General features: G+C 68.7%; 19 protein-coding genes and 2 tRNA genes. 17 read left to right on the top strand and 4 right to left on the bottom strand.

The window, feature by feature from the left end; translation table 11 throughout:
• Window positions 1-3: 3 nt before the first annotated feature.
• Window positions 4-1,014, bottom strand: a complete 1,011-nt coding sequence (locus tag L8951_RS00430) for an SPOR domain-containing protein (protein WP_244381003.1) — start codon at window positions 1,012-1,014, stop codon at window positions 4-6.
• Window positions 1,015-1,200: 186 nt separating this feature from the next.
• On the opposite strand from L8951_RS00430, the gene L8951_RS00425 reads away from it, so the two are divergent.
• The 3 genes from L8951_RS00425 to L8951_RS00415 are packed head-to-tail and all read left to right on the top strand — an operon-like array spanning window position 1,201 to window position 4,823.
• Complete coding sequence (locus L8951_RS00425; protein WP_244381002.1) at window positions 1,201-1,932, top strand: ParA family protein; 732 nt, start codon at window positions 1,201-1,203, stop codon at window positions 1,930-1,932.
• A 21-nt stretch (window positions 1,933-1,953) separates the two neighbouring features.
• Complete coding sequence (locus tag L8951_RS00420) at window positions 1,954-3,315, top strand: hypothetical protein (RefSeq protein WP_244381686.1); 1,362 nt, start codon at window positions 1,954-1,956, stop codon at window positions 3,313-3,315.
• 29 nt (window positions 3,316-3,344) lie between these two features.
• Entirely contained in the window at window positions 3,345-4,823 is a 1,479-nt protein-coding gene (locus tag L8951_RS00415; RefSeq protein WP_244381000.1) for an SPOR domain-containing protein, read from the top strand.
• Between the two features lie 69 nt (window positions 4,824-4,892).
• Here L8951_RS00415 and L8951_RS00410 read toward each other — a convergent pair whose 3' ends face one another.
• The 3 genes from L8951_RS00410 to L8951_RS00400 are packed head-to-tail and all read right to left on the bottom strand — an operon-like array spanning window position 4,893 to window position 7,467.
• Window positions 4,893-5,795, bottom strand: a complete 903-nt coding sequence (locus tag L8951_RS00410) for an aspartate carbamoyltransferase catalytic subunit (protein ID WP_244380995.1) — start codon at window positions 5,793-5,795, stop codon at window positions 4,893-4,895.
• 11 nt (window positions 5,796-5,806) lie between these two features.
• Window positions 5,807-6,277 (bottom strand): Holliday junction resolvase RuvX, encoded by a 471-nt coding sequence (gene ruvX / locus L8951_RS00405; RefSeq protein ID WP_244380994.1) that lies wholly within the window; start codon window positions 6,275-6,277, stop codon window positions 5,807-5,809.
• Window positions 6,274-7,467, bottom strand: coding sequence for a DUF3089 domain-containing protein (locus tag L8951_RS00400; RefSeq protein ID WP_244380992.1), 1,194 nt, complete (start codon window positions 7,465-7,467; stop codon window positions 6,274-6,276). Before L8951_RS00400 ends, ruvX begins: the two co-directional genes overlap by 4 nt.
• A gap of 77 nt (window positions 7,468-7,544) precedes the next feature.
• On the opposite strand from L8951_RS00400, the gene gatC reads away from it, so the two are divergent.
• From gatC to L8951_RS00330, 14 genes are all read left to right on the top strand, one after another.
• On the top strand, window positions 7,545-7,847 hold the full coding sequence (gene gatC / locus L8951_RS00395; RefSeq protein ID WP_244380991.1) for an Asp-tRNA(Asn)/Glu-tRNA(Gln) amidotransferase subunit GatC: 303 nt from the start codon (window positions 7,545-7,547) through the stop codon (window positions 7,845-7,847).
• A complete protein-coding gene (gatA, locus tag L8951_RS00390) occupies window positions 7,847-9,331 on the top strand; it encodes an Asp-tRNA(Asn)/Glu-tRNA(Gln) amidotransferase subunit GatA (RefSeq protein ID WP_244380990.1) in 1,485 nt (494 codons plus the stop codon). The genes gatC and gatA overlap by 1 nt, the downstream gene beginning before the upstream one ends.
• On the top strand, window positions 9,328-10,794 hold the full coding sequence (gatB, locus tag L8951_RS00385; protein WP_407696387.1) for an Asp-tRNA(Asn)/Glu-tRNA(Gln) amidotransferase subunit GatB: 1,467 nt from the start codon (window positions 9,328-9,330) through the stop codon (window positions 10,792-10,794). The genes gatA and gatB overlap by 4 nt, the downstream gene beginning before the upstream one ends.
• Before the next feature lie 10 nt (window positions 10,795-10,804).
• Window positions 10,805-12,460, top strand: coding sequence for an alkaline phosphatase family protein (locus tag L8951_RS00380; protein WP_244380988.1), 1,656 nt, complete (start codon window positions 10,805-10,807; stop codon window positions 12,458-12,460).
• A 275-nt stretch (window positions 12,461-12,735) separates the two neighbouring features.
• Window positions 12,736-12,820 (top strand) — tRNA-Leu (locus L8951_RS00375).
• A 61-nt stretch (window positions 12,821-12,881) separates the two neighbouring features.
• Window positions 12,882-14,450, top strand: a complete 1,569-nt coding sequence (tig, locus tag L8951_RS00370; RefSeq protein ID WP_244380987.1) for a trigger factor — start codon at window positions 12,882-12,884, stop codon at window positions 14,448-14,450.
• 3 nt (window positions 14,451-14,453) lie between these two features.
• The gene (locus L8951_RS00365; protein WP_244380986.1) at window positions 14,454-15,416 is read left to right on the top strand and encodes a glycosyltransferase; all 963 of its coding nucleotides are present in this window, start codon (window positions 14,454-14,456) and stop codon (window positions 15,414-15,416) included.
• 53 nt (window positions 15,417-15,469) lie between these two features.
• On the top strand, window positions 15,470-16,132 hold the full coding sequence (locus L8951_RS00360; protein WP_244380985.1) for an ATP-dependent Clp protease proteolytic subunit: 663 nt from the start codon (window positions 15,470-15,472) through the stop codon (window positions 16,130-16,132).
• An 88-nt stretch (window positions 16,133-16,220) separates the two neighbouring features.
• Window positions 16,221-16,628 (top strand): J domain-containing protein, encoded by a 408-nt coding sequence (locus L8951_RS00355; RefSeq protein ID WP_244380984.1) that lies wholly within the window; start codon window positions 16,221-16,223, stop codon window positions 16,626-16,628.
• A gap of 215 nt (window positions 16,629-16,843) precedes the next feature.
• The gene (gene clpX, locus L8951_RS00350; protein ID WP_244380983.1) at window positions 16,844-18,127 is read left to right on the top strand and encodes an ATP-dependent Clp protease ATP-binding subunit ClpX; all 1,284 of its coding nucleotides are present in this window, start codon (window positions 16,844-16,846) and stop codon (window positions 18,125-18,127) included.
• A 13-nt stretch (window positions 18,128-18,140) separates the two neighbouring features.
• Complete coding sequence (locus L8951_RS00345; RefSeq protein WP_244380982.1) at window positions 18,141-18,686, top strand: CPBP family intramembrane glutamic endopeptidase; 546 nt, start codon at window positions 18,141-18,143, stop codon at window positions 18,684-18,686.
• A gap of 49 nt (window positions 18,687-18,735) precedes the next feature.
• The gene (gene lon / locus L8951_RS00340; protein ID WP_244380981.1) at window positions 18,736-21,138 is read left to right on the top strand and encodes an endopeptidase La; all 2,403 of its coding nucleotides are present in this window, start codon (window positions 18,736-18,738) and stop codon (window positions 21,136-21,138) included.
• Window positions 21,139-21,286: 148 nt separating this feature from the next.
• Window positions 21,287-21,562, top strand: a complete 276-nt coding sequence (locus L8951_RS00335; protein WP_244380980.1) for an HU family DNA-binding protein — start codon at window positions 21,287-21,289, stop codon at window positions 21,560-21,562.
• 73 nt (window positions 21,563-21,635) lie between these two features.
• Window positions 21,636-21,710 (top strand) — tRNA-Val (locus tag L8951_RS00330).
• Window positions 21,711-21,832 lie beyond the last annotated feature (122 nt).

Raw genomic sequence — 21,832 nt, 5'->3', positions numbered from 1 at the left:
ACGCTAATCGCGCAGCGCGAAGCAGGCCTGCCCGCGGGCCTCGAGCGCGGCGCAGGCGCGCTTGGCCGCGGCGGCGCTGGCGAACCCGCCGATCCGCAAGCGCGTCACCCCTGCGCCCTCGATATAGGCGGGCGGCTTGTCCTTGAGCGCGGGCAGGGCCTCGACCTCGTCGTAGAGCGCCTGCGCCGCCCCGCTACGCGAGAAGGCCCCGAGCTGGATCGCCCAGCCGCCGTCCGGTGCGGACGCGGGGACCGCCTTGGGCGCGGGAGCGGGCGCGGGAGAGGGCGCGGTCACCGTCTTGGGCGCGGGCGCCGGCGTTGCGGACGTGGGTGCGGAATCGGGGGCAGGGGCAGGTGCCGGTGCAGGAGCAGGTGCCGCGGCAGGGGGCGCGGCGGCCGCGGCGCTCGCGCTCGCCGTCGGCGCGGGCGAGGGGCCGAGGCTCGCGGCCAGCGCGCGCTCGCCCGAGGCCAGCGCGCGCGCGAGCGCGACGCCCTCGCGCCTCGTGTCGACCGGGAGCAGGCGGTCCATCTCGGCCAGCGTCGTGCGCGCCGCGGCGAGATCCTTGGCGGCGGCGCGGCTGACCAGCGCATAGCCGGTGACCATGTCGCGCCGCAGCGTGTCGCCGTTGAACAGCGCGGTCCCGTAGACCAGCATCGCGCGCGGTTCGCCCGCGTCGGCGGCCTCGCGCAACCAGCGCAGCCCGGCGCTGCGTTCGCCTTCGCCGAACAGCATCAGCCCGAGATTGGTGCGCGCCCCCAGGTGCCCCTGCCGCGCAGCGCGCTCGAACAGCGTGCGCGCGCGCGCCAGGTCGACGGGCACCCCGCGCCCGAGCCGATAGGCCTGCGCGAGGTTGAACAGCGCGTCGCGGTCGCCGGCCTCGGCCAGCGGCGCCCAGATCGCCACCGCGCGGCCATGTTCGCCCGCGCGCCATGCCGCGATGCCCTCGCCGATGCCGTCCGCCGGGGGCGGGGCGGCGAGCGCCAGCAGGAGCGCGGAAAAAAGCGGGTTCGTCATGCTTACCATTTCGCTACCATATCCGTTTGATATCACGACACTAAAGTTGCGCGTCCCTGATGCCAGATCGCTGCCGCGTTGCAAACCGGCAGGCGCGACCGAAGAAGCGTTAACCAGATTTTAGTGCCCTTCAGGCCAATTGGGCCGGATCGAAAATATTCGTCCAATTCCGGCGAGGGGAAAACAATGCGCGTTCTGGCTATGGCATCGCAGAAGGGTGGCTCGGGCAAGACCACCATTTCGGGCCATCTTGCGGTTCAGGCCCAGCGGGCCGGCCACGGTCCGGTCTGTCTCATCGACATCGATCCGCAGGGTTCGCTCGCCGATTGGTGGAACGAGCGCGAGGACGAGATGCCGGCCTTCGCCCAGACCACGGTCGCGCGGCTCGCGTCCGACCTCGAGGTGCTGCGCCAGCAGGGCTTCAAGCTCGCCGTGATCGACACCCCGCCGGCGATCACCATGGCGATCCAGTCGGTCATCGCGGTGGCCGAGCTGGTCGTCATCCCGACCCGCCCGAGCCCGCACGACTTGCGCGCCGTCGGCGCCACCGTCGACCTGTGCGACCGCGCCGGCAAGCCCGCCATCTTCGTCGTCAACGCCGCCACCCCCAAGGCCAAGATCACCTATGAAGCGGCGGTCGCGCTGTCGCAGCACGGCACCGTCGCGCCGGTCACCGTGCACCACCGCACCGATTTCGCCGCCTCGATGATCGATGGCCGCACGGTGATGGAAATCGATCCCGAGGGTCGCTCGAGCCAGGAAATCGTCGAGCTGTGGAATTACGTCGCCGACCGGCTCGAGAAGAATTTCCGCCGCACCGTCTTTGCCGCCCCCAACGTGGGAGGCGTGCCGAGCCAGGGGGGTGCCCCGTCGGCACCGCGTCCGGTCGGTGGCTTCGGTCGCCGGGTCGTCGGTTAAGCGTCGGATAGGAGCGTCACGATGAATGCACCCAAGGCATTCGCGTCGCTCTCCGGGGGCCTCCTTGCTCGCAAGGGCTCGGCCCGTCCGGCGATGCGCCGCCAGAATTTCGGTCAGACCGGCCCCGGGGGTCTCGACGACCTCGGCTGGAACGACATGGGCTTCGAAGCCCCCGCCGCGCCCTCGAACGAGGAAGGCGCGAGCGTCGAGCATATCAACCGCAATCCGCTGTCGGGGCTGACCCCGTCGCAGCCGGTGGTCCACGACCAGCAGGCCAAGCTTGCCGCCGAATATGGCGAGGACGCGGACCAGGGCGAATATGCCGACGACGGCGCCGATCTCGAGGACACCACCGCCGAACTGTGGGATCCCGAGGCCGAGGGCGACAGCCCCAACGTCTTCTCGGGAGCGCGTGTCGAGGCCAAGAAGGCCGATGCCTTCAGCGCCCCGATCCCCGCCAACGTTCGCGAGGAAGCGCCCGCTGAGGACCTGCCCGCCGAGCAACCCTATGCCGGGGAAACGCCCGCCGAGGCCCCCTACGCCTCGGAACCGGTCGCCGAAGAGCCGGTCGCCGAGCCGCTTGCGCACCCCGGATCGCGGGCCACCGTGTTCGATGCGCCGCCGGTCTCGCAGAGCACCTTCGCGGCCAGCCGCGGCGTGCCCGCCGACGAGCCGACCGCGTTCGATGCGGCCCCCGAACCTGCCGCCGAGGCGGCGGACGAGGCGCCCAAACTGATGCGCACCGTTGCCGACCTCGCGCCGCTCACCGCGCAGCAGAAGAGCGAGGGCGGGGCCTGGGGCGATGCCCCCGACGACGCCGAGGCCGCCGAGGCCAAGCTGCCCGCCGCCGATATCGCGCAGGGGCTGTCGCGCCCCGACGAGCCGGGCGAAGTGACGGGCGAGGACGAGGAAGACGTCTTCGGCTGCGAGGAAGAAGCCACCGCCGAGGAAGCGGCGGGCGACGACTTCGACCCCACCGTCAACAACCGTTTCGCAGCGTTCCTCTCGCGCCCCGCCGCCGCGCCGGCGTCGGACGGGGACGATGCGCAGGAAGAGGAGCTTGTCCTCGATGCGGCCATGCGGGTCGACGCGCCCGAAGCGCCGGTCGTTGCCGAGCCCGCCGACGCCGATGCCGATGCCGAGGACGACCTCGAGGGCCATGCGCTCTCGACCCTCGACGTGGCGCAGGCGCGGGCCGGCGCCAAGGACAAGGCCGCCTTCACGCTGCGTCTCGATCGGGAGCGCCATCTCAAGCTGCGGCTCGCCTGTGCCCTTACCGGCCAGTCGGCGCAGAAGATGGTGACCGAGGCGCTCGACCGCCTGCTGGGAGAGATGACCGAGCTCGACGAGCTGGTCGCGCAGGCTGGCGTGGAGACCGAATAGGACCGACAAACCAGGGAAGGGTAGGTCAGATGAGCAAGATCACGATGGGACGCGCAGTCGGCCTTGCGGCCATGGCAGCGGCGCTCGGCGCCTGCGGCATGAGCGATGCCGGCATGGGTGGCTTTGCCGGCAAGATGGACAAGGAAAATATCGGCCTGGCCAGCCGCGCACAGGGCGCGCTGATCGAGGGCAACCATGCCGAGGCGATCGCGCTCGCCGAGCGCGCCGTCGAAGCGAGCCCGACCGATGCCGGGTTCCGCGCGCTGCTCGGCAACATCTATTTCGCCGACGGCCGCTTCGCCTCGGCCGAGGCCGCCTATCGCGATTCGCTCAGCCTGATGCCTGCCCAGCCCAAGATCATCATGAAGAAGGCGCTGGTCGAGATCGCGCAGGGCAAGCGCCACCAGGCGCTCGCCGGGCTCGAACAGGCGCGCGGCTATGTCGATGCCGCCGACCTCGGGCTCGCGGTGGCGATGGCCGGGCGGCCGCAGGTCGCGCTCGAGATCCTCGAGACCGCCGCGCGCAGCCCCGCCGCCACCGCGCGGACCCGCCAGAACCTGGCGCTGGTCCACGCGATGAACGGCAACTGGGAGGCGGCGCGGATCGTCGCCGCGCAGGACGTGCCCGCCGACCAGCTCGACGCGCGCCTCCAGAGCTGGATGCAGATGGCCAATCCCGAGCACCCCTCGCAGCAGGTCGCCGCGCTGGTCGGGGTGACCCCCGCGCCGGTCGATCCGGGTCAGCCGGTGCGGCTCGCGCTCCACGCCGATGCCGACCAGCCGCGCTATGCCAGCCTCGCGCCGCAGCGCGTGGCGTCGCCCACGCCCGCGCCGTCGTCGCTCCCCGCGCCCGCGCCTTCGCCTTCATCGCTCGCCGCGCCGGTGGCGGTGGCCGCGGCCCCCGCGCCGATGCGCGCGCCGAGCGCGCCCGCCCCGGCCGCAGCGCTGCCCACCATCGCCCCCGATCCCGCGCCGAGCGTCTATGCGACCACCGTCGACATCCCGGTGCGCGACATCGAACTCGTCGACGTGACCGCCGAGGCCGCCGCGGCGGACGAGGCCGAGACGCGCCCCGCGCTCGACGTCGACCCGGTCGCCCCGGTGGCGCTACTCGCCGAGGCCGCGCGCACCGCGCGCGAGGCCACCCCGCAGCCCGCGCTGAGCCGCCAGACCACGCGCCTGACCGAATCGGTGCGCAGCATCCGCGCCGAAGCGGTGGCCGCCGAACGGGCGAGCCGCTCGGTGGTCCAGCTCGGTTCCTATTCGCGCCGCTCGAGCCTGCAGCGCGGCTGGGCGCTCGCCACCGCCCGCGTCGACGCGCTCGCCGCCTACCAGCCGATGGCGGCGCGGCTCGAACTCGACGGCAAGACCTTCTATCGCCTCGCCGCGCATGGCTTTGCCAGCGACGCGGCGGCGCGCGATTTCTGCGTCGAGGTCAAGCAGGCGGGGGGCGAATGCTTCGTCCGCAAGATGAACGGCGACGCGCCGACGCGTTTCGCCTCGCGCTAGGCGCGAGGCTCGCCCCAATGGGCTAAACGACGGGCCCTCGATCGGCGGATCGGGGGCCCGTCTTCCTGTTCAGTCGCCGCTGGCGGGGTCGTTGATGGCAAGGTCGAGCACCGCCATGCGCATCGCGACCCCCATCTCGACCTGCGTGCTGATCAGCGAGTGTTCGCTGTCGGCCAGCGCGCCGCTGATCTCCACCTCGCGGTTCATCGGCCCGGGATGCATGACGACCGCGCCCGGCGCCGCGGTCGCGAAGCGCTCCCGGGTGAGCCCGTAGCGGGCGAGATATTCGCCCGGCGCATCGCCGAGATCGGCGGCCAACCGTTCGCGCTGGATTCGCAGCATCATCACGACGTCGGCGCCTGCGACCGCCGCGTCGATCCCGTCGGGGCCGTCATGTCCCTCGGGCAGCAGGGCGGCGGGGCCGGCGAGGGTGACCGCGGCGCCGAGCCGCTCGAGCAGGGCGTGGGTCGAGGAGGCCACGCGGCTGTGGCGGATGTCGCCGCAGATCGCGACCTTCAACCCCTCGACGCGGCCGAAATGATGGTTGATCGTGGCGACGTCGAGCAGCCCCTGCGTGGGATGTTCGCCGGTCCCGTCGCCCGCGTTGACGACCGCCGCGCGGATCGCCGCGGCGACCGTCTCGGGGGCGCCGGGTTCGGGGTGGCGCATCACCAGCGCGTCGACCTGCATCGCATCGATGGTGAGCGCGGTGTCGACCAGCGTCTCGCCCTTGGCGAGGCTCGACTGGGCGGCGGGGAAATGGGTGACCATCGCCCCCATCCGCTGCGCCGCCATGTCGAAGCTGAGCAGGGTGCGCGTCGAATTCTCGAAGAAGGCGAGCGCGATGCTGCGCCCCCCCAGCCGGTCGGCGCGCTTGTCGGTGCCGCGATTGTGCTCGAACCAATGCTCGGCCTCGCGCAGGAGATGGTCGAGCTGCTCGTCCGACAGGTCGCTGGGGCGAAGAAGGTCCATGGCGCGTTTTCCTAGTCGCGGTGGGCGATATTGACCAGCGCGTCGATCGCGCCCTGGAGGATGTGCGCTGCGGCCATCGCGTCGACCTTGTCGGCGCGCTTGGCGCGGCTGACGTCGGCATCGATCATCGCGCGCTCGACCGCCTGCGTCGACCAGCGCTCGTCCCATAGGAGGACGGGCAGCCCCAGGGGCGCGATGTTGCGCGCGAAGGCCCGGGTCGACTGGGTCCGGGGCGAATCGGAGCCGTCCATGTTGAGCGGCAGCCCGACGACGAGGCCGGCGATGCCGTTCGCCTCGACGAAGGCGGTGAGCCGGGCGAGATCCTTCTGGAACTTGGTGCGGCGGATCGTCTCGGCCGGGCCGGCGAAGCTCCAGGCCGCATCGCAGGTCGCCAGCCCGATCGTCTTGGTGCCCACGTCGAGCCCGGCCAGCTTGCCCCCGGGACAGGCCGCGAGGAAGGCGGCGGCGTCCTGCGCGATCACGCGCCCGCGCCCGGCGCCGCGGCGGCCCAGGCGGCGTAGCGCTGCTCGAGGTCGGCGCGCACCGCGCCCCAGAACAGCGCATAGTCGAAGACGTGGTAATTGTTGCCGGGCAGGACATAGGGCCCGAGCGCGGGCACGGTGCCGTTGAGCAGCAGGAGCCCGCGGTCGCAGCGCGCACCGACCGAACCGGGCAGCAACTGCGCGGTGGTCAGCTTGGCATCGGGCACGAGCAGCCCGGGATTGTCGGCGGGCACCGCCTCGCGATCCTCGCCGCCGGTCAGCGGGTTGGTGCAGACCAGCCGGTCGCGGTCGCGGCGCAGCCCGGCATAGCCGTCGGCCTTGAGCCAGTCGCGCAGCACGAGGCTCGCATTGGGGGGGTCGCCGAAGGTGAGCCAGCTCATCAGGCAGCGCGCCTGCGCGGGGCCGCTGCACGCATCGAGCCCGGTCGCGGGAAGGTCGGCCGCGGCGTCGACCGGCCAGCCGACCACATAGGCGGCGACGAGCCGCTCGCCGAGCGCGTCGCGATGGTCGGTGAGCAACCGCAGCGCATGGAGCGCGCCCTGGCTGTGCCCGGCGATGACCACCGGTCTGCTCGGATTGGCCTCGAGGAACACCCCGAACGCCTCGCGCACGTCCCCGTAGGCGACGTCGAGCGCGGCCTGCGCATTGTCCGATTGCGACAGGAAGGTGCCGAACGTCGCCTGCCGGTAGCGCGGGGCCCAGACCTCGCCGATGTTGTTGAACGCGCTCGCCTGGCTCTTCACGAACAGCTCGGCGCGGGTGCGCGCCATGCCCTCGAGCTGCATGTCGGCGTTCCAGCGGTCGGTCTGTAGGTAGGTGGTGGGGTGGATGAAGAAGACCGCGACGGGGCGCTCGGGCGCGGGCCCTTCGCCGGCCGTGGCCGGGCCCTCCGCGCCCGCCGCCGTGTCGGCCGCGACCTCGATCTGCGCCGCGCCCTGATAGGGGTCGGGCTGCCAGTCGGCGAGGCTGTCGGGAAGGTCGGGGCGCGCCCACCAGGCATCGGCGCTCGCATAGGTCGGTTCCTCGGCCTCGGGGGGCGCGACGAATTCGACCTTGGGCATGGCCTGGTCGGCGAGGATGCGGTCGCCGAACTGGAAGAAGGCGAAGCTGCCGGCGACCACGAGCAGCGTGGCGAGGGCGATGAACCACAGGAAGATACGAGCAAGCATCCGCCTCAGGTAGCGATGGCGGGCGCGCGCTTCAACATCGCTTGAAGGCGAGGGGGAGGGCGGCTAGGGAAGCGCGCATGTCTGTCACCATCGAACAGGTGCGCCACATCGCCAACCTGGCGCGCATCCACCTTTCCGACGAGCAGGCGGAAACGCTGCTCCCCGAACTCAACAATATCCTCGGCTGGGTCGAGCAGCTGGGCGAGGTCGACACCGACGGCGTCGAACCGCTCGCCACCGTGATCGACCAGCAGATGCGGCTACGCGAGGACGTCATCAACGCGATCCCCGAGACCGCGGGCAATCGCCGCGACGATGTGCTGTCCAACGCGCCCGAGGCGCAGCACGGCTTCTTCGCCGTGCCGAAGGTGATCGAATAGTGAGCGACATTCTCGACCTGACCATCGCCCAACTGCGCGATGGTTTTCGCAAGGGCGACTTTTCGGCGACCGAGATCGCGACCCGCTACAATGAAGCGGTCGACGCGTCGGATGCGCTGAACGCCTATCTCGAAAAGACCCCCGAACTGGCATTGGAAGCGGCCAAGGCGGCGGACGAGGCCAAGGCCAAGGCCTCGGATAGCCTCAAGCCGCTGTCGGGGATCCCGCTCGGCATGAAGGACCTGTTCGCGACCGAGGGCGTGACGACCAGCGCGGGCTCGAAGATGCTCGGCAACTTCAAGCCGCCCTACGAGAGCACGGTCTCGGCCAATTTGAAGGCCGCGGGCGCGGGCATGCTCGGCAAGCTCAACATGGACGAATTCGCGATGGGCTCGTCGAACGAGACCTGCGCGCACGGGCCAGTCATCTCGCCGTGGCGCCGCGAGGGCAGCAATGCCGCGATCACGCCGGGCGGCTCGTCGGGTGGCAGCGCCGCGGCGGTCGCCGCGCGCATCGCGCCGGGCGCCACCGGCACCGACACGGGCGGCTCGATCCGCCAGCCCGCCGCCTTCACCGGCATCGCGGGGATCAAGCCGACCTACGGGCGCTGCTCGCGCTGGGGCATCGTCAGCTTCGCCTCCTCGCTCGACCAGGCGGGGCCGATGGCGCGCACCGTGCGCGACTGCGCGATCATGCTCGAGGCGATGGCGGGGTTCGACCCCAAGGATTCGACCTCGATCGACGCCCCCGTGCCGCAGTGGGAAAAGGGGCTGTCGAGCGACCTCAAGGGCAAGCGCGTCGGTATCCCGCGGGAGTATCGGATCGACGGCACCCCCGCCGAAATCGACGCCCTGTGGGAGCAGGGAGTCGAATGGCTGCGCGACGCCGGAGCCGAGCCGGTCGAGATCAGCTTGCCGCATACCAAATATGCGCTGCCGACCTATTATATCATCGCCCCCGCCGAAGCCTCCTCCAACCTCGCGCGCTATGACGGTGTCCGCTACGGGCTGCGCGAGAAGGTCGAGGGTGGCGGCCTGCACGACATGTACAAGGCGACCCGCTCCGAAGGCTTCGGCGACGAGGTGAAGCGCCGCATCATGATCGGCACCTATGTGCTGAGCGCGGGCTTCTACGACGCCTATTTCACCAAGGCGCAGAAGGTGCGCGCGCTGATCAAGCAGGATTTCCGCAAGGCCTTCGAGCAGTGCGACATGATCCTCACCCCGACGGCGCCGAGCGCGGCCTTCGGGCTGGGCGAGAAGTCGGACGATCCGATCGCCATGTATCTGAACGACGTGTTCGCGGTGCCCGCCTCGCTGGCGGGGCTGCCCGCGATGAGCGTGCCCGGTGGGGTCGACAAGGACGGGCTACCGCTCGGGCTGCACCTCATCGGCAATGAAATGGACGAACAAAGCGTGCTCAACGCGGGCCTCGCGATCGAGGAACGCGCGCCGAGCATCGAACTTCCGGGGAAGTGGTGGTGAGCGACTATCGGATCAAAGGCCAGAAGGGCAGCTACGAGGTCGTGATCGGCCTCGAGGTCCATGCCCAGGTCACTTCGCAGGCCAAGCTGTTCAGCGGCGCGGCCACCGCCTTCGGCGCCGAGCCCAACACGCAGGTCAGCCTCGTCGATGCGGCGATGCCCGGCATGCTGCCCGTGCCCAACAGGGAATGCATCCGCCAGGCGGTGCGCACCGGCATGGCGATCGACGCGCAGATCAACAAATGGTCGCGCTTCGACCGCAAGAACTATTTCTACGCCGACCTGCCGCAGGGCTACCAAATTTCGCAGCTCTACCACCCGCTGGTAGGCGAGGGCGAGATCGAGGTCGCGCCCGACGAGAAGAACCCCGATGCCACCAAGACCATCGGGGTCGAGCGCATTCACGTCGAACAGGATGCGGGCAAGCTGATGCACGACCAGCATCCGACCATGAGCTACGTCGATCTCAACCGCTGCGGCGTGGCGCTGATGGAAATCGTCTCCAAGCCCGACATGCGCTCGCCCGCCGAGGCGGGGGCCTACCTGCGCAAGCTGCGCTCGATCCTGCGCTACGTCGGGTCGTGCGACGGCAACATGGAAGAAGGCTCGATGCGCGCCGACGTCAACGTCTCGGTGCGGCTCCCGGGCGAGGAGCTGGGGACGCGGACCGAGACCAAGAACGTCAACTCGGTGCGCTTCGTCATGCAGGTCATCGAGCATGAGGCCAAGCGTCAGGTAAAGGCGATCGAGAGCGGGGAGGGGGTCCAGCAGGAAACCCGCCTGTTCGACGTCGCCAAGGGCGTGACGCGCCCGCTGCGCTCGAAGGAAGATGCGCATGACTATCGCTACTTCCCCGATCCTGACCTGCTTCCGCTCGAGCTCGACGATGCATTCCTCGCCGAGTGCCGCGAGAGCCTGCCCGAGCTCCCCGATGCCAAGCTCAAGCGCTACGAGGACCTCGGCATCACGCCCTACAATGCCGCGGTGCTGACCGCCGAGGTCGAGACCGCCAACTGGTTCGACCGCTTGCTCGACGCGGGTGCCGAGGCGAAGGCCGCCTCCAACTGGGCCAACAGCGTGCTGCCCGGCATCCTCAACGCCAAGGAGATCGATTTCTCCGACGCGCGCAACACCCCCGAGGCCTCCGCCGCCATCCTCAAGATGGTCGACGATGGCGACATCTCGAAGGGGCAGGCGAAGGAAGTCATGGAGCTGTATCTGGACGAGGGCGGGTCGCCCGCCGACATCGTCGAGAAGCACGGCATGAAGCAGACCTCGGATACCGGCGCGATCGAGGCCGAGGTCGACAAGGTGCTCGCCGCCAATGCCGACAAGGTCGAGCAGTATAAGGGCGGCAAGCAGGCGCTGTTCGGCTTCTTCGTCGGGCAGACGATGAAGGCGATGCGCGGGCAGGCCAACCCGCAGGTGGTCAACCAGATCCTGCGCGCCAAGCTTGACGGTTAGGGAGAAACACATGCGTCTGACGGCCCCGCTTCTGGCAGCAACCATGATGGCGGGGCTGTCGGCCTGCGCCTCCACGCCCCAGCCGATGGCGAGCGCGCCCGCCGCGGTCGAGCAGGCGGCGCCCGACGGACCGCCCGACCTGCTCGTCGTCATCGCGGTGGATCAGCTGTCGAGCCGGCTGATGGAGGAATATCTCCCGCTGATGAGCGGCGGCCTCAAGCGTATCGCGGGTCAAGGCACCTATTTCGTGAACGGCTACCAGGCGCAGGCCGCCACCGAGACCTGCCCCGGCCACTCGACCATCCTCACCGGCAGCCTGCCCGCGCGCACGGGCATCATTGCCAACGAATGGGTCGAGATGGCGCGCGGCGAGGGCAGCGAGGTCTATTGCGCCGAGGATCCCGACCGCCGCGGCGAGCAGGGCGATCGCGATGTCATCAGCGCCAGGCACCTGCTCGTGCCTACGCTCGGCACCTACATGAAGGCCGCCGATGCGCGCAGCCGCAACGTCGCGATCGCGGGCAAGGATCGCGCTGCGGTCATGCTCGGCGGCCATGACGCCGACCAGCGCTGGTGGTGGGGGCCGGACGGCTGGATGACCGACCTCGCGCCCCCCGCGCCCGACGTCGTCACCTCGGCGACCGTCACCACGCGCAACCTCATCGATGCCGGGTCGGCGGGGCTCACCATCCCCACCGTCTGCGCCGAAAAGCCGGTGGTCACTGTCGGCGACATGGGGCCGATGGGGCGTGACCCGCTCGGCTGGGAAGCGGGCGATGGACGCAAGTTCCGCCGCACCCCCGCCTATGACGGTGCGGTGCTCGCGCTTGGCGGCGCGCTCATCGACGACCTTAAACTCGGCCGCGGCGAGGCGCCCGACCTCATCTCGCTGGGACTCAGCGCCACCGATTATGTCGGTCACGCCTATGGCCCGCTCGGCGGCGAGATGTGCCTCCAGATGTTCGCGCTCGACCAGAATCTCGATGGCTTCCTCAAGTTCCTCGACGGGCGCGGGCTCGATTATGCGGTGGTGCTCACCGCCGACCATGGCGGGCAGCCGATCCCCGAGCGCTATCGCCTGACGGGGGTCGATGCCGAGCGGATCGACGCCGAACTGGTGGCGCGCGTCAACAAGAGCGTCGGCGACCGCCTCGGGCTGGCCGAGGGCTGGGTCGAATATGGCGCCCCCGGCGACGTCTATGTCGATCCCGGCCTCGACCCCAAGATTCGCGACGTCGCGAAGGGCTGGCTCAAGATGGCCTATGAGGCCGAGCCGCAGGTCGAGGCCGTCTGGCACCGCGAGGAAATCATGATGGAGCCGATCCCGACCGGCGATCCGACCGGGTGGACGCTCAAGCAGCGCGTGCGCGCCTCCTTCCACCCCGACCGCTCGGGCGACCTGTACGTTGTCATCAAGGAATATGTGACCCCGATCGCCGAGCCGATGCCCGGCTATGTGTCGACCCACGGCAGTCCCTACGAATATGACCGCCGCGTGCCGGTCGCTTTCTATCGCCCCGGCGCGCCCGCGCTGGCGCGGCCCGATGCGGTGCGCACCGTCGACATCCTGCCGACGCTGGCCGCGCATCTCGGCCTGTCGCTGGGCGATGCCGAGCTCGATGGCGTGTGCCTCGACGGCGTTCACGCGGTGCGCTGCGCGCGCTAGCCGCGCTCGCCTAGACGGGGTCGGGAGGCGGGGGCGCCGCCGGCTCTCCGGGCTGCGGGGGCGGGCGGTCGGTGCGCGGCACCGGCGCGGTCCCGGGATCGGGCTCGGGGTCGGGGTTCGCGGGCGCGACGGGGCGGGGCGGACGGGAGGCCATGGTGCCGCACGAACGCCACACAGGCCGCGCGGTTGCGCCGCCCCGGCGTTTTTTCGCCCGCTATGGCTTGCCCCTCGCGCCTGACTTGCTATAGCGCGGCGCACCTTCGGGCATGTGCCTCGCGGGCGTGGCGGAATTGGTAGACGCGCGTGGTTTAGGTCCACGTATCGCAAGATGTGGGGGTTCGAGTCCCTTCGCCCGCACCACCGCCGACGCTGGATGGCGGCGCATGCCCTTCATTCGAATGATGTGGGACCAGTTGTTGAAATGAAGACCGTTGCAACGGAAAAAGACGGCCTGAAGCGGGCCTATGAGCTGACCATCCCGGCCAAGGATATCGAGGCCAAGGTCGAGGCCGAAATCAAGCGCGTCGCACCGCAGGTGAAGATGCCCGGCTTCCGCCCCGGCAAGGTCCCCCCCAACCTCATCCGCAAGATGCACGGCGAGGCGATCGAGGCGCAGGCGCTCGAGCAGGCGGTGCGCGGCGGCGTCGACAAGCTGATCGCCGATGAGAAGCTCAAGCCCGCGATCCAGCCCGAGGTCGAGCTCAAGGACGGCTACGAGCATGGCAAGGATGCCGAGGTGTCGGTCAAGCTCGAGATCCTGCCCGACGTGCCGACCCCCGAGATCGACGGGCTCAAGCTCGAGCGGCTGACCGTCGATGTCGACGACAAGCAGGTCGACGAGCGGCTCGCCGAACTGGCCAAGAACCAGAAGAGCTGGAAGGACGCGGCCAAGACCAAGAAGGCGGGCAAGGGAGACCTCGTCGTGATGGACTTCGTCGGGTCGGTCGACGGCGAGGAATTCGAGGGCGGCAGCGCCGAGGACATGAACATCGAGCTCGGCTCGGGGCGCCTGATCCCCGGTTTCGAGGACCAGCTCGAGGGCGTCAAGGCGGGCGACAAGCGCACCGTCGAGGTGACCTTCCCCGCGGACTATCCGGCGGAGAACCTCAAGGGCAAGCCGGCCAAGTTCGAGGTCACCGTCAAGAAGGTGCGCGTCGAGGACGAGACCAAGGTGGACGACGCCTTCGCGCAGGCGCTCGGGCTCAAGGACCTCGACCAGCTCAAGGGGCTGATCAAGGACCAGGCGCAGCAGGAACTCAACGGGCTCACGCGCACGCACATGAAGCGCCGCCTGCTCGACCAGCTCGCCGCCGGGCACGACTTCCCGGTGCCGCCGACGATGGTCGATGCCGAGTATGAGAACATCATGCAGCAGCTGCGTCACGAGGCGGGCCACGAGGCCGACGCCGAGGCCGCGCTCAAGGAAATCGAGGCCGACGCCGAGGATTACCGCAAGATCGCCGAGCGCCGCGTGCGCCTCGGGCTGCTCCTGTCGGAAATCGGGCAGCAGCAGGGGGTCGAGATCACCCAGCCCGAGATGAACCGCCTGATCGCGCAGGCCGCGCAGCGTTACCCGGCCGAGCAGCAGACGCAGTTCCTCGAATATATCCGCAACAACCCGATGGCCGCCGCGCAGCTGCGCGCCCCGCTCTATGAGGAGAAGGTGGTCGACTTCCTGTTCGAGCGCGCCGACGTCACCGACCGCGAGGTGACCCGCGCCGAGCTCGAGGAAGACCTCGAGCGCGAGGACGACCTCGAGGCCGAGAACACGAAGGCGAAGGCGCCGGCCAAGAAGAAGGCGGCGCCCAAGAAGGCGGTGGCCAAGAAGGGCGACGCCAAGACGGGCGACGCCAAGAAGCCCGCGGCCAAGAAGCCCGCGGCCAAGAAGGCGCCGGCCAAGAAGGCGGCGGCCCAGAAGGCCGACGACAAGCCGGCGGCCAAGAAGGCACCGGCCAAGAAGAAGGCGCCGGCCAAGAAGAAGGCCGACTAGTCGATGGCGGGGGCAGCAGCACCGCGGGTAGCCGTGCTGCTGCCCTGCTATAACGAGGAAGCCGCGATCGGCGCCACGATCGCGGGTTTCCGCAAGGTCCTTCCCGACGCCACAGTCTACGTCTTCGACAACAATTCGAAGGATCGCACGGTCGAGATCGCGCGCGAGGCGGGCGCGGTCGTGCGTTCGGTGACCCAGCAGGGCAAGGGCAATGTCGTGCGGCGCATGTTCGCCGACATCGAGGCCGACGTCTACCTGATGGCCGACGGCGACCTGACCTACGACCCTGCCGCCGCGCCAGGGATGGTGCAGCTCTTGTGGGATGAACAGCTCGACATGGTGGTGGGCACGCGCCACCACGAGGACGCGGACGCCTATCGCGGCGGTCATGTCCTCGGCAATCGCGCCTTCACCACGCTGCTCGCCAGCCTGTTCGGGCGCAGCTTCACCGACATCTTCTCGGGCTATCGCGCCTTCTCGCGGCGCTACGCCAAGAGCTTCCCCGCCACCTCCGAGGGCTTCGAGACCGAGACCGAGATGAGCGTCCACGCGCTCGAGCTGCGGATGCCGGTGGGCGAGGTGGCGACCAAGTATCTCGCCCGCCCCGAGGGGTCGGAGAGCAAGCTCAACACCTATCGCGACGGGCTGCGCATCCTTGGCATGATCGGCACGCTGTTCCGGGTCGAGAAACCGCGCTCCTTCTATGGTGGCATCGCCGCCGCGATCCAGCTCCTCGCGATCCTCCTCGCGATCCCGCTGTTCGCGACCTTCTTCGAGACGGGGCAGGTGCCGCGGCTGCCGACCGCGGTGCTGGTCACCGGGATGACAATCCTCGCGGCGATGATTTTCTTCGCCGGGCTCAACATCTCGGCGATCACGCGGGGGCGGCGCGAAATGCGGCGGCTCGCCTATCTCGCCCAGCCCGCGCCCAATACGCCCGATACTTTTCCCCACAAACAGGCTTGATCCCGCGCGACCAATGACGATGTTGGGGCGAGACCGAACATAAAGGACCCCGCATGAGCATCGATCACGAAGATATTGCCTCCGCCCTCGTTCCCGTCGTGGTGGAACAGTCGAACCGGGGCGAGCGCAGCTTCGACATCTACTCGCGCCTGCTGCGCGAGAACATCATCTTCGTGACCGGCCCGATCGAGGACAATATGGCCTCGCTCATCACCGCGCAGCTGCTGTTCCTTGAATCGGAAAATCCGAAGAAGGACATCTACATGTACATCAACTCGCCGGGCGGGGTGGTGACGGCGGGGCTCGCGATCCACGACACCATGCAATATATCCGCCCGCGCGTCTCGACGGTGTGCATCGGCCAGGCCGCCTCGATGGGCAGCTTCCTCCTCGCCGCGGGCGAGCCGGGGATGCGCGTGGCGCTGTCGAACAGCCGGATCATGGTGCACCAGCCCTCGGGCGGGGCGCGCGGCATGGCCGCCGACATCGAGATCCAGGCGCGCGAGATCCTGCGCATGCGCACCCGCCTCAACGCGCTCTACTCGCGCTATACCGGCCAGCCGCTCGACAAGATCGAGAAGGCGATGGACCGCGACAGCTTCCTCGAGGCCGACGAGGCCAAGGAATTCGGGATCATCGACCAAGTGTTCGACAAGCGGCCCGAGCCGGGCAAGGACAAGGGCAAGGATGGCGCGGCCGACGTGACGCCGAGCTGAGCATCGCGCTGTTGAAACGCTAGCAGGTCGGGGTAGACTTGGCCTGGGGCTGGGTCCCAGGGCATATCAGGGCGAGAAGGCACGGGCCATGAAGCAGAGCCATTATGCGCTTCTCGGGGTGGCGGAGGATGCGGCCCTTGCCGACATCCGCCGCGCCTATCATGCGAAGATGCGGGCCAACCATCCCGACGTGGCCGCGGCGGGTAACGACCATGTCCGTCCCGACGACGCCTATCGGCTCAACGCCGCCTATTCGGTGTTGTCGGACCCGGCGAAGCGCAAGGCCTATGACCGCGAACTGGCGAGTGAGCGCCACTCGAGCCGCGTGGTCGTCGCCAACACGGGAGGGCGCCGGCACCAGCGGCACAACGGCCCGGTCAACACCGCCGAGCGCTTCGGTGGGCAGCCGCCGCGGATCGTGTGGCTGGTCCTGCTTGCCATCTTCCTCAACCTCGTCCTGCTGACCGGCATCTACCTGCAGGGCGGGTTCGACTGAGCGGGCCCGCCGCGGCAAAGGTTTTGAAATTTCTTGTCTTTCCGCGCGCGCGGCGGGGCGACGGGACTTGCAGCGATCGGGCGATCGCTCCATATCGGGACATGAGGAGCCGGCGCGCGGCGCTGGCGTTAATGATTTTCTGCGCTTGTCTGTGGCATGATATGCCTTAGCATGGATACCCCGCACCACGCGCGATCGAAGGACCAAGGACGAACATGACCAAGCTTTCCGGCGGCAGCACAGACGGCAAGTCGACGCTTTACTGCAGCTTCTGCGGTAAGTCGCAGCACGAGGTGCGCAAGCTCATCGCCGGACCCACCGTCTTCATCTGCGACGAATGCGTCGAGCTGTGCAACGACATCATCCGCGAGGAGACCAAGTCGAGCCTCGTCAAGACGCGCGACGGGGTGCCCACCCCGACCGAGATCAACGAGGTGCTCGACGATTATGTGATCGGGCAGAAGCAGGCCAAGCGCGTCCTGTCGGTCGCGGTGCACAACCATTACAAGCGGCTCAACCATGGTGCGAAGGCGAGCGGCGACGTCGAACTCGCCAAGTCGAACATCCTGCTCGTCGGCCCCACCGGCTGCGGCAAGACGCTGCTCGCGCAGACGCTCGCGCGCATCCTCGACGTGCCCTTCACCATGGCCGACGCGACGACGCTGACCGAGGCGGGCTATGTCGGCGAGGATGTCGAGAACATCATCCTCAAGCTGCTGCAGGCTTCCGACTACAATGTCGAGAAGGCGCAGCGCGGCATCGTCTACATCGACGAGATCGACAAGATCAGCCGCAAGGCCGACAATCCCTCGATCACCCGCGACGTGTCGGGCGAGGGGGTGCAGCAGGCGCTGCTCAAGCTGATGGAAGGCACCACCGCCTCGGTGCCGCCGCAGGGCGGGCGCAAGCATCCGCAGCAGGAATTCCTGCAGGTCGACACCACCAACATCCTGTTCATTTGCGGCGGTGCCTTCGCCGGGCTCGAGAAGGTCATCGGCGACCGCTTGCAGAAGAAGTCGATCGGCTTCGGCGCGCATGTCGCCGCGCCCGAGGAAAAGCGCGTCGGCGAGACCTTGAAGCACACCGAGCCCGAGGATCTGATGAAGTTCGGGCTCATCCCCGAGTTCATCGGCCGCATGCCCGTCATCGCCACGCTCGAGGATCTCGACGAGGAGGCGCTGGTCAAGATCCTGCGCGAGCCCAAGAACGCGCTGGTCAAGCAATATGCCAAGCTGTTCGAGATGGAGAATGTCGAGCTCGTCTTCACCGACGACGCGCTGCTCGCGGTCGCCAAGAAGGCGATCGAGCGCAAGACCGGCGCGCGCGGCCTGCGCTCGATCCTCGAGGGCATCCTGCTCGACACCATGTTCGACCTGCCCTCGATGGAGGGGGTCGACGAGGTCCATGTCGATGCCGAGGTGGTCGAGGGGCGCAAGGAACCGGTCCGCGTCTATGCCAAGAAGGGCAAGGACAGCGCCGCCGGCGACAGCGCGGCCTAAAGGAGCGATCAGGATGAGCGAGACCGGGTCGGCGATCGCGCCGCCAGCGCCGCCCCCCGGGGTTCGCCTGCCCGCGATCGTGCCGCCCTTTCTCAGCCGCCCGACGCGCCCGCTGGTCACGCTCCTGCTGGCCTATCTGACGACGATCCTCGGCTCGCTGATGCTGGCCGCGATCGTGCAGAGTTTCGCGCCGCAGGCCGAAAGCCCCGACTTCTCGCAGCTGTCGGGGGTCACCGCGCTGGTCGCGCTGGTGCTCTTCGCGCCGCTGGTCGAGACGCTGATCATGGGGCTGTTCCTCTCGATCCTGCTGCGCTTCTGCGCCCCCGCCACCGCGATCGCGATCAGCGCGATCGGCTGGGGGGTGGCGCACAGCGTGCAGGCCGCGACATGGGGGCTGGTCATCTGGTGGCCCTTCCTCATCTTCTCCACGCTCTACGTCGTGTGGAAGCAGCGCTCGCTCGCCTGGGGGCTGGCGATGCCCTTCCTCGTGCACGCGATGCAAAACAGCCTGCCTGCGCTCGCGGTGGCCTATCCCGACCGCTTCGCCGCCCTGATCTAAGTCCTTCGACCCGCTTGTGGTCGGGGGCCCCGGCGCCCATATGGGGGGCATGACCAACCGTACCCTTCCCCTGCTTCCGCTGCGCGATATCGTCGTGTTCCCGCAGCGCATCGTTCCCCTGTTTGTCGGCCGCGAGAAATCGGTCGCCGCGCTCGAAGCGGCGATGGCCGAGGACAAGCAGCTGTTCCTCGTCGCCCAGCTCGATCCCGCCGAGGACGACCCCGCGCGCGAGCAGATGTACGACCTCGGCGTGATCGCCACCGCGATGCAGCTCCTCAAGCTGCCCGACGGCACCGTTCGGGTGCTCGTCGAGGGGGCGCAGCGCGCCCGGCTCGTCGCGATCCACGAGGATGCCGACGGGCATAGCCGCGCCGAGGTGGAGATCGTCGAGGAAGCGGTCGCCGACGGCCCAGAGGTCGGGGCGCTGATGCGCTCGGTGCTCGACCAGTTCGAGAATTATGCCAAGCTCAACAAGAAGCTGCCCGCCGAGATGGGGGTGCAGCTGGCCGAGATCGACGATGCCAACCTGCTCGCCGACGCGGTCGCCTCGGCGCTGTTGGTCAAGGTCGCCGACAAGCAGGCGCTGCTCGGCGAGCTCGACCCCGTCAAGCGGCTCGAGATGGTGTTCGCCTTCATGGAGGGCGAGCTCGGCGTGCTCCAGGTGGAGAAGAAGATCCGCAGCCGCGTCAAGCGGCAGATGGAGAAGACCCAGCGCGAATATTATCTCAACGAGCAGCTCAAGGCGATCCAGCGCGAGCTCGGCGACGATGACGAGGGCGGCGACGAGCTGGCCGAGTTGCAGGCCAAGATCCGCAAGACCCGGCTGTCGAAGGAAGCCAAGGCGCGTGCCGAGGCCGAGCTCAAGAAATTGAAGGCGATGGCGCCGATGAGCGCCGAGGCCACCGTCGCGCGTAACTATCTCGACGTGCTGCTGGCGCTGCCGTGGGGCAAGAAATCACGCCTCAAGCGCGACATCGAGGAAGCGCAGGGCGTGCTCGACGAGGACCATTATGGCCTCGAGAAGGTCAAGGACCGGATCATCGAATATCTTGCGGTGCAGGCGCGCACCAACAAGCTCAAGGGGCCGATCCTGTGCCTCGTCGGCCCGCCCGGCGTCGGCAAGACCTCGCTCGGCCGCTCGATCGCCAAGGCGACGGGGCGCGAATTCGTGCGCCAGTCGCTGGGCGGGGTGCGCGACGAGGCCGAGATTCGCGGCCACCGCCGCACCTATATCGGCTCGCTCCCGGGCAAGATTGTGTCGAACCTCAAGAAGGCGGGGACTAACAACCCGCTGTTCCTCCTCGACGAGATCGACAAGCTCGGGCAGGACTTCCGCGGCGATCCGGCGAGCGCGCTGCTCGAGGTGCTCGACCCCGAACAGAATGCCAAGTTCAACGATCACTATCTCGAGATCGACTACGACCTGTCGGACGTCATGTTCGTGACCACCGCGAACAGCCTCGATATGCCGCAGCCGCTGCTCGACCGCATGGAGATCATCCGCCTCGAGGGCTATACCGAGGACGAGAAGGTCGAGATCGCCAAGCGGCACCTCATCCCCAAGCAGCTCGAGCAGCATGGGGTGAAGGAGGGCGAGCTGACCTTCACCGACGAGGGCCTCCGCAGCATGATCCGCCATTACACCCGCGAGGCGGGGGTGCGCACGCTCGAGCGCGAGCTCGCCCAGGTCGCGCGTAAGGCGCTGCGCCGGATCCTTGAGAAGAAGGACGAGGCCGTCACGCTCACCCCCGACAATGTCGCCGACTATCTCGGGGTGCGCAAATATCGCTACGGGGTCGGCGAGGAAGAGGATCAGATCGGCGCGGTCACCGGGTTGGCGTGGACCGAGGTGGGGGGCGAACTGCTCACCATCGAGGCGGTCACCGTGCCAGGCAAGGGGCAGATCAAGACCACCGGCAAGCTGGGCGAGGTGATGCAGGAATCGATCCAGGCCGCGATGAGCTTCGTCAAGGCGCGCTCGCCCTCCTACGGGGTCAAGCCCTCGATCTTCGCGCGCAAGGACATCCACGTCCACCTGCCCGAGGGCGCGGTGCCCAAGGACGGTCCCTCGGCGGGGGTCGGGATGGTGACGGCGATGATCTCGACGCTGACCGGCATCCCCGTGCGCCGCGACGTGGCGATGACCGGCGAGGTCACGCTGCGCGGCCGCGTGCTGCCGATCGGAGGGCTGAAGGAAAAGCTCCTCGCCGCGCTGCGCGGGGGCATCAAGTCGGTGCTGATCCCGGCCGAGAACGAGAAGGACCTCGTCGAGATTCCCTCGAGCATCCGCGAGGCGCTCGATATCCGTCCGGTCGCGCATGTCGACGAGGTGCTCGCGCACGCGCTGACCAAGGAGATGACCGCGATCGAATGGTCCGATGCCGATGAATTGTCGACCGAGCCGCTGGTGCCCCCCGCGACGGCGGGCGACGCGGCTAGCATCCGGCATTGATCTGTTTGACACGCGTGGGGCCAGTTTTGCCACAAAACTGCGCCTTGCCCTTTGACACTGGCCCCCGTTAGCGGTCTAACGGGGGCTTCTGATCACCGGCGGCGGGTGATTCCCTTTGCATCCGCTGCCCCGTTGGGAGGCGATGTGCATGAACAAGCAGGAGCTGATTGGGGAAGTGGCCGAGCGGGCGGGCCTCAACCGAAGCGACGCCAGCAGGGCGGTCGAGACCATGCTCGAGGTCATCACCTCGACGCTCAAGCGCGGCGATGAAGTGCGCCTTGTCGGGTTCGGCAATTTCACCGTGACCGAGCGCAAGGCGTCGACCGGGCGCAACCCGCGGACCGGGGAGCCGATGCAGATCAAGGCCAGCCAGCAGCCCAAATTCCGTCCCGGCAAGGTCCTCAAGGACGCCGTCCAGAAATAATCGGCGGCGGCGTCAAGAAGGGGCTGGACAGGTCGGGCGGGCTTTCCTAAACGCCCGCCACCGACCAAGCGATGGGCGCGTAGCTCAGTGGTAGAGCACACCCTTCACACGGGTGGGGTCGCAAGTTCAATCCTTGCCGCGCCCACCATCCCTCGTCTTCGGCCGGACACCAACGGGCGCCCTTCCGTCACGGAAGCGGCGCCCGTTTCGCGTCCGACCCCCACGGTGGCGCGCCCCGGGGCGCGGGCCATGGCCCCCCCCCCCCGGAAA

It is taken from the genome of Sphingomicrobium astaxanthinifaciens (assembly GCF_022865105.1).
Taxonomy (GTDB): Bacteria; Pseudomonadota; Alphaproteobacteria; order Sphingomonadales; family Sphingomonadaceae; genus Sphingomicrobium; species Sphingomicrobium astaxanthinifaciens.
Note: the sequence above shows the minus strand (reverse complement) of the source record. Positions and strands in the feature narration are given on the sequence as shown.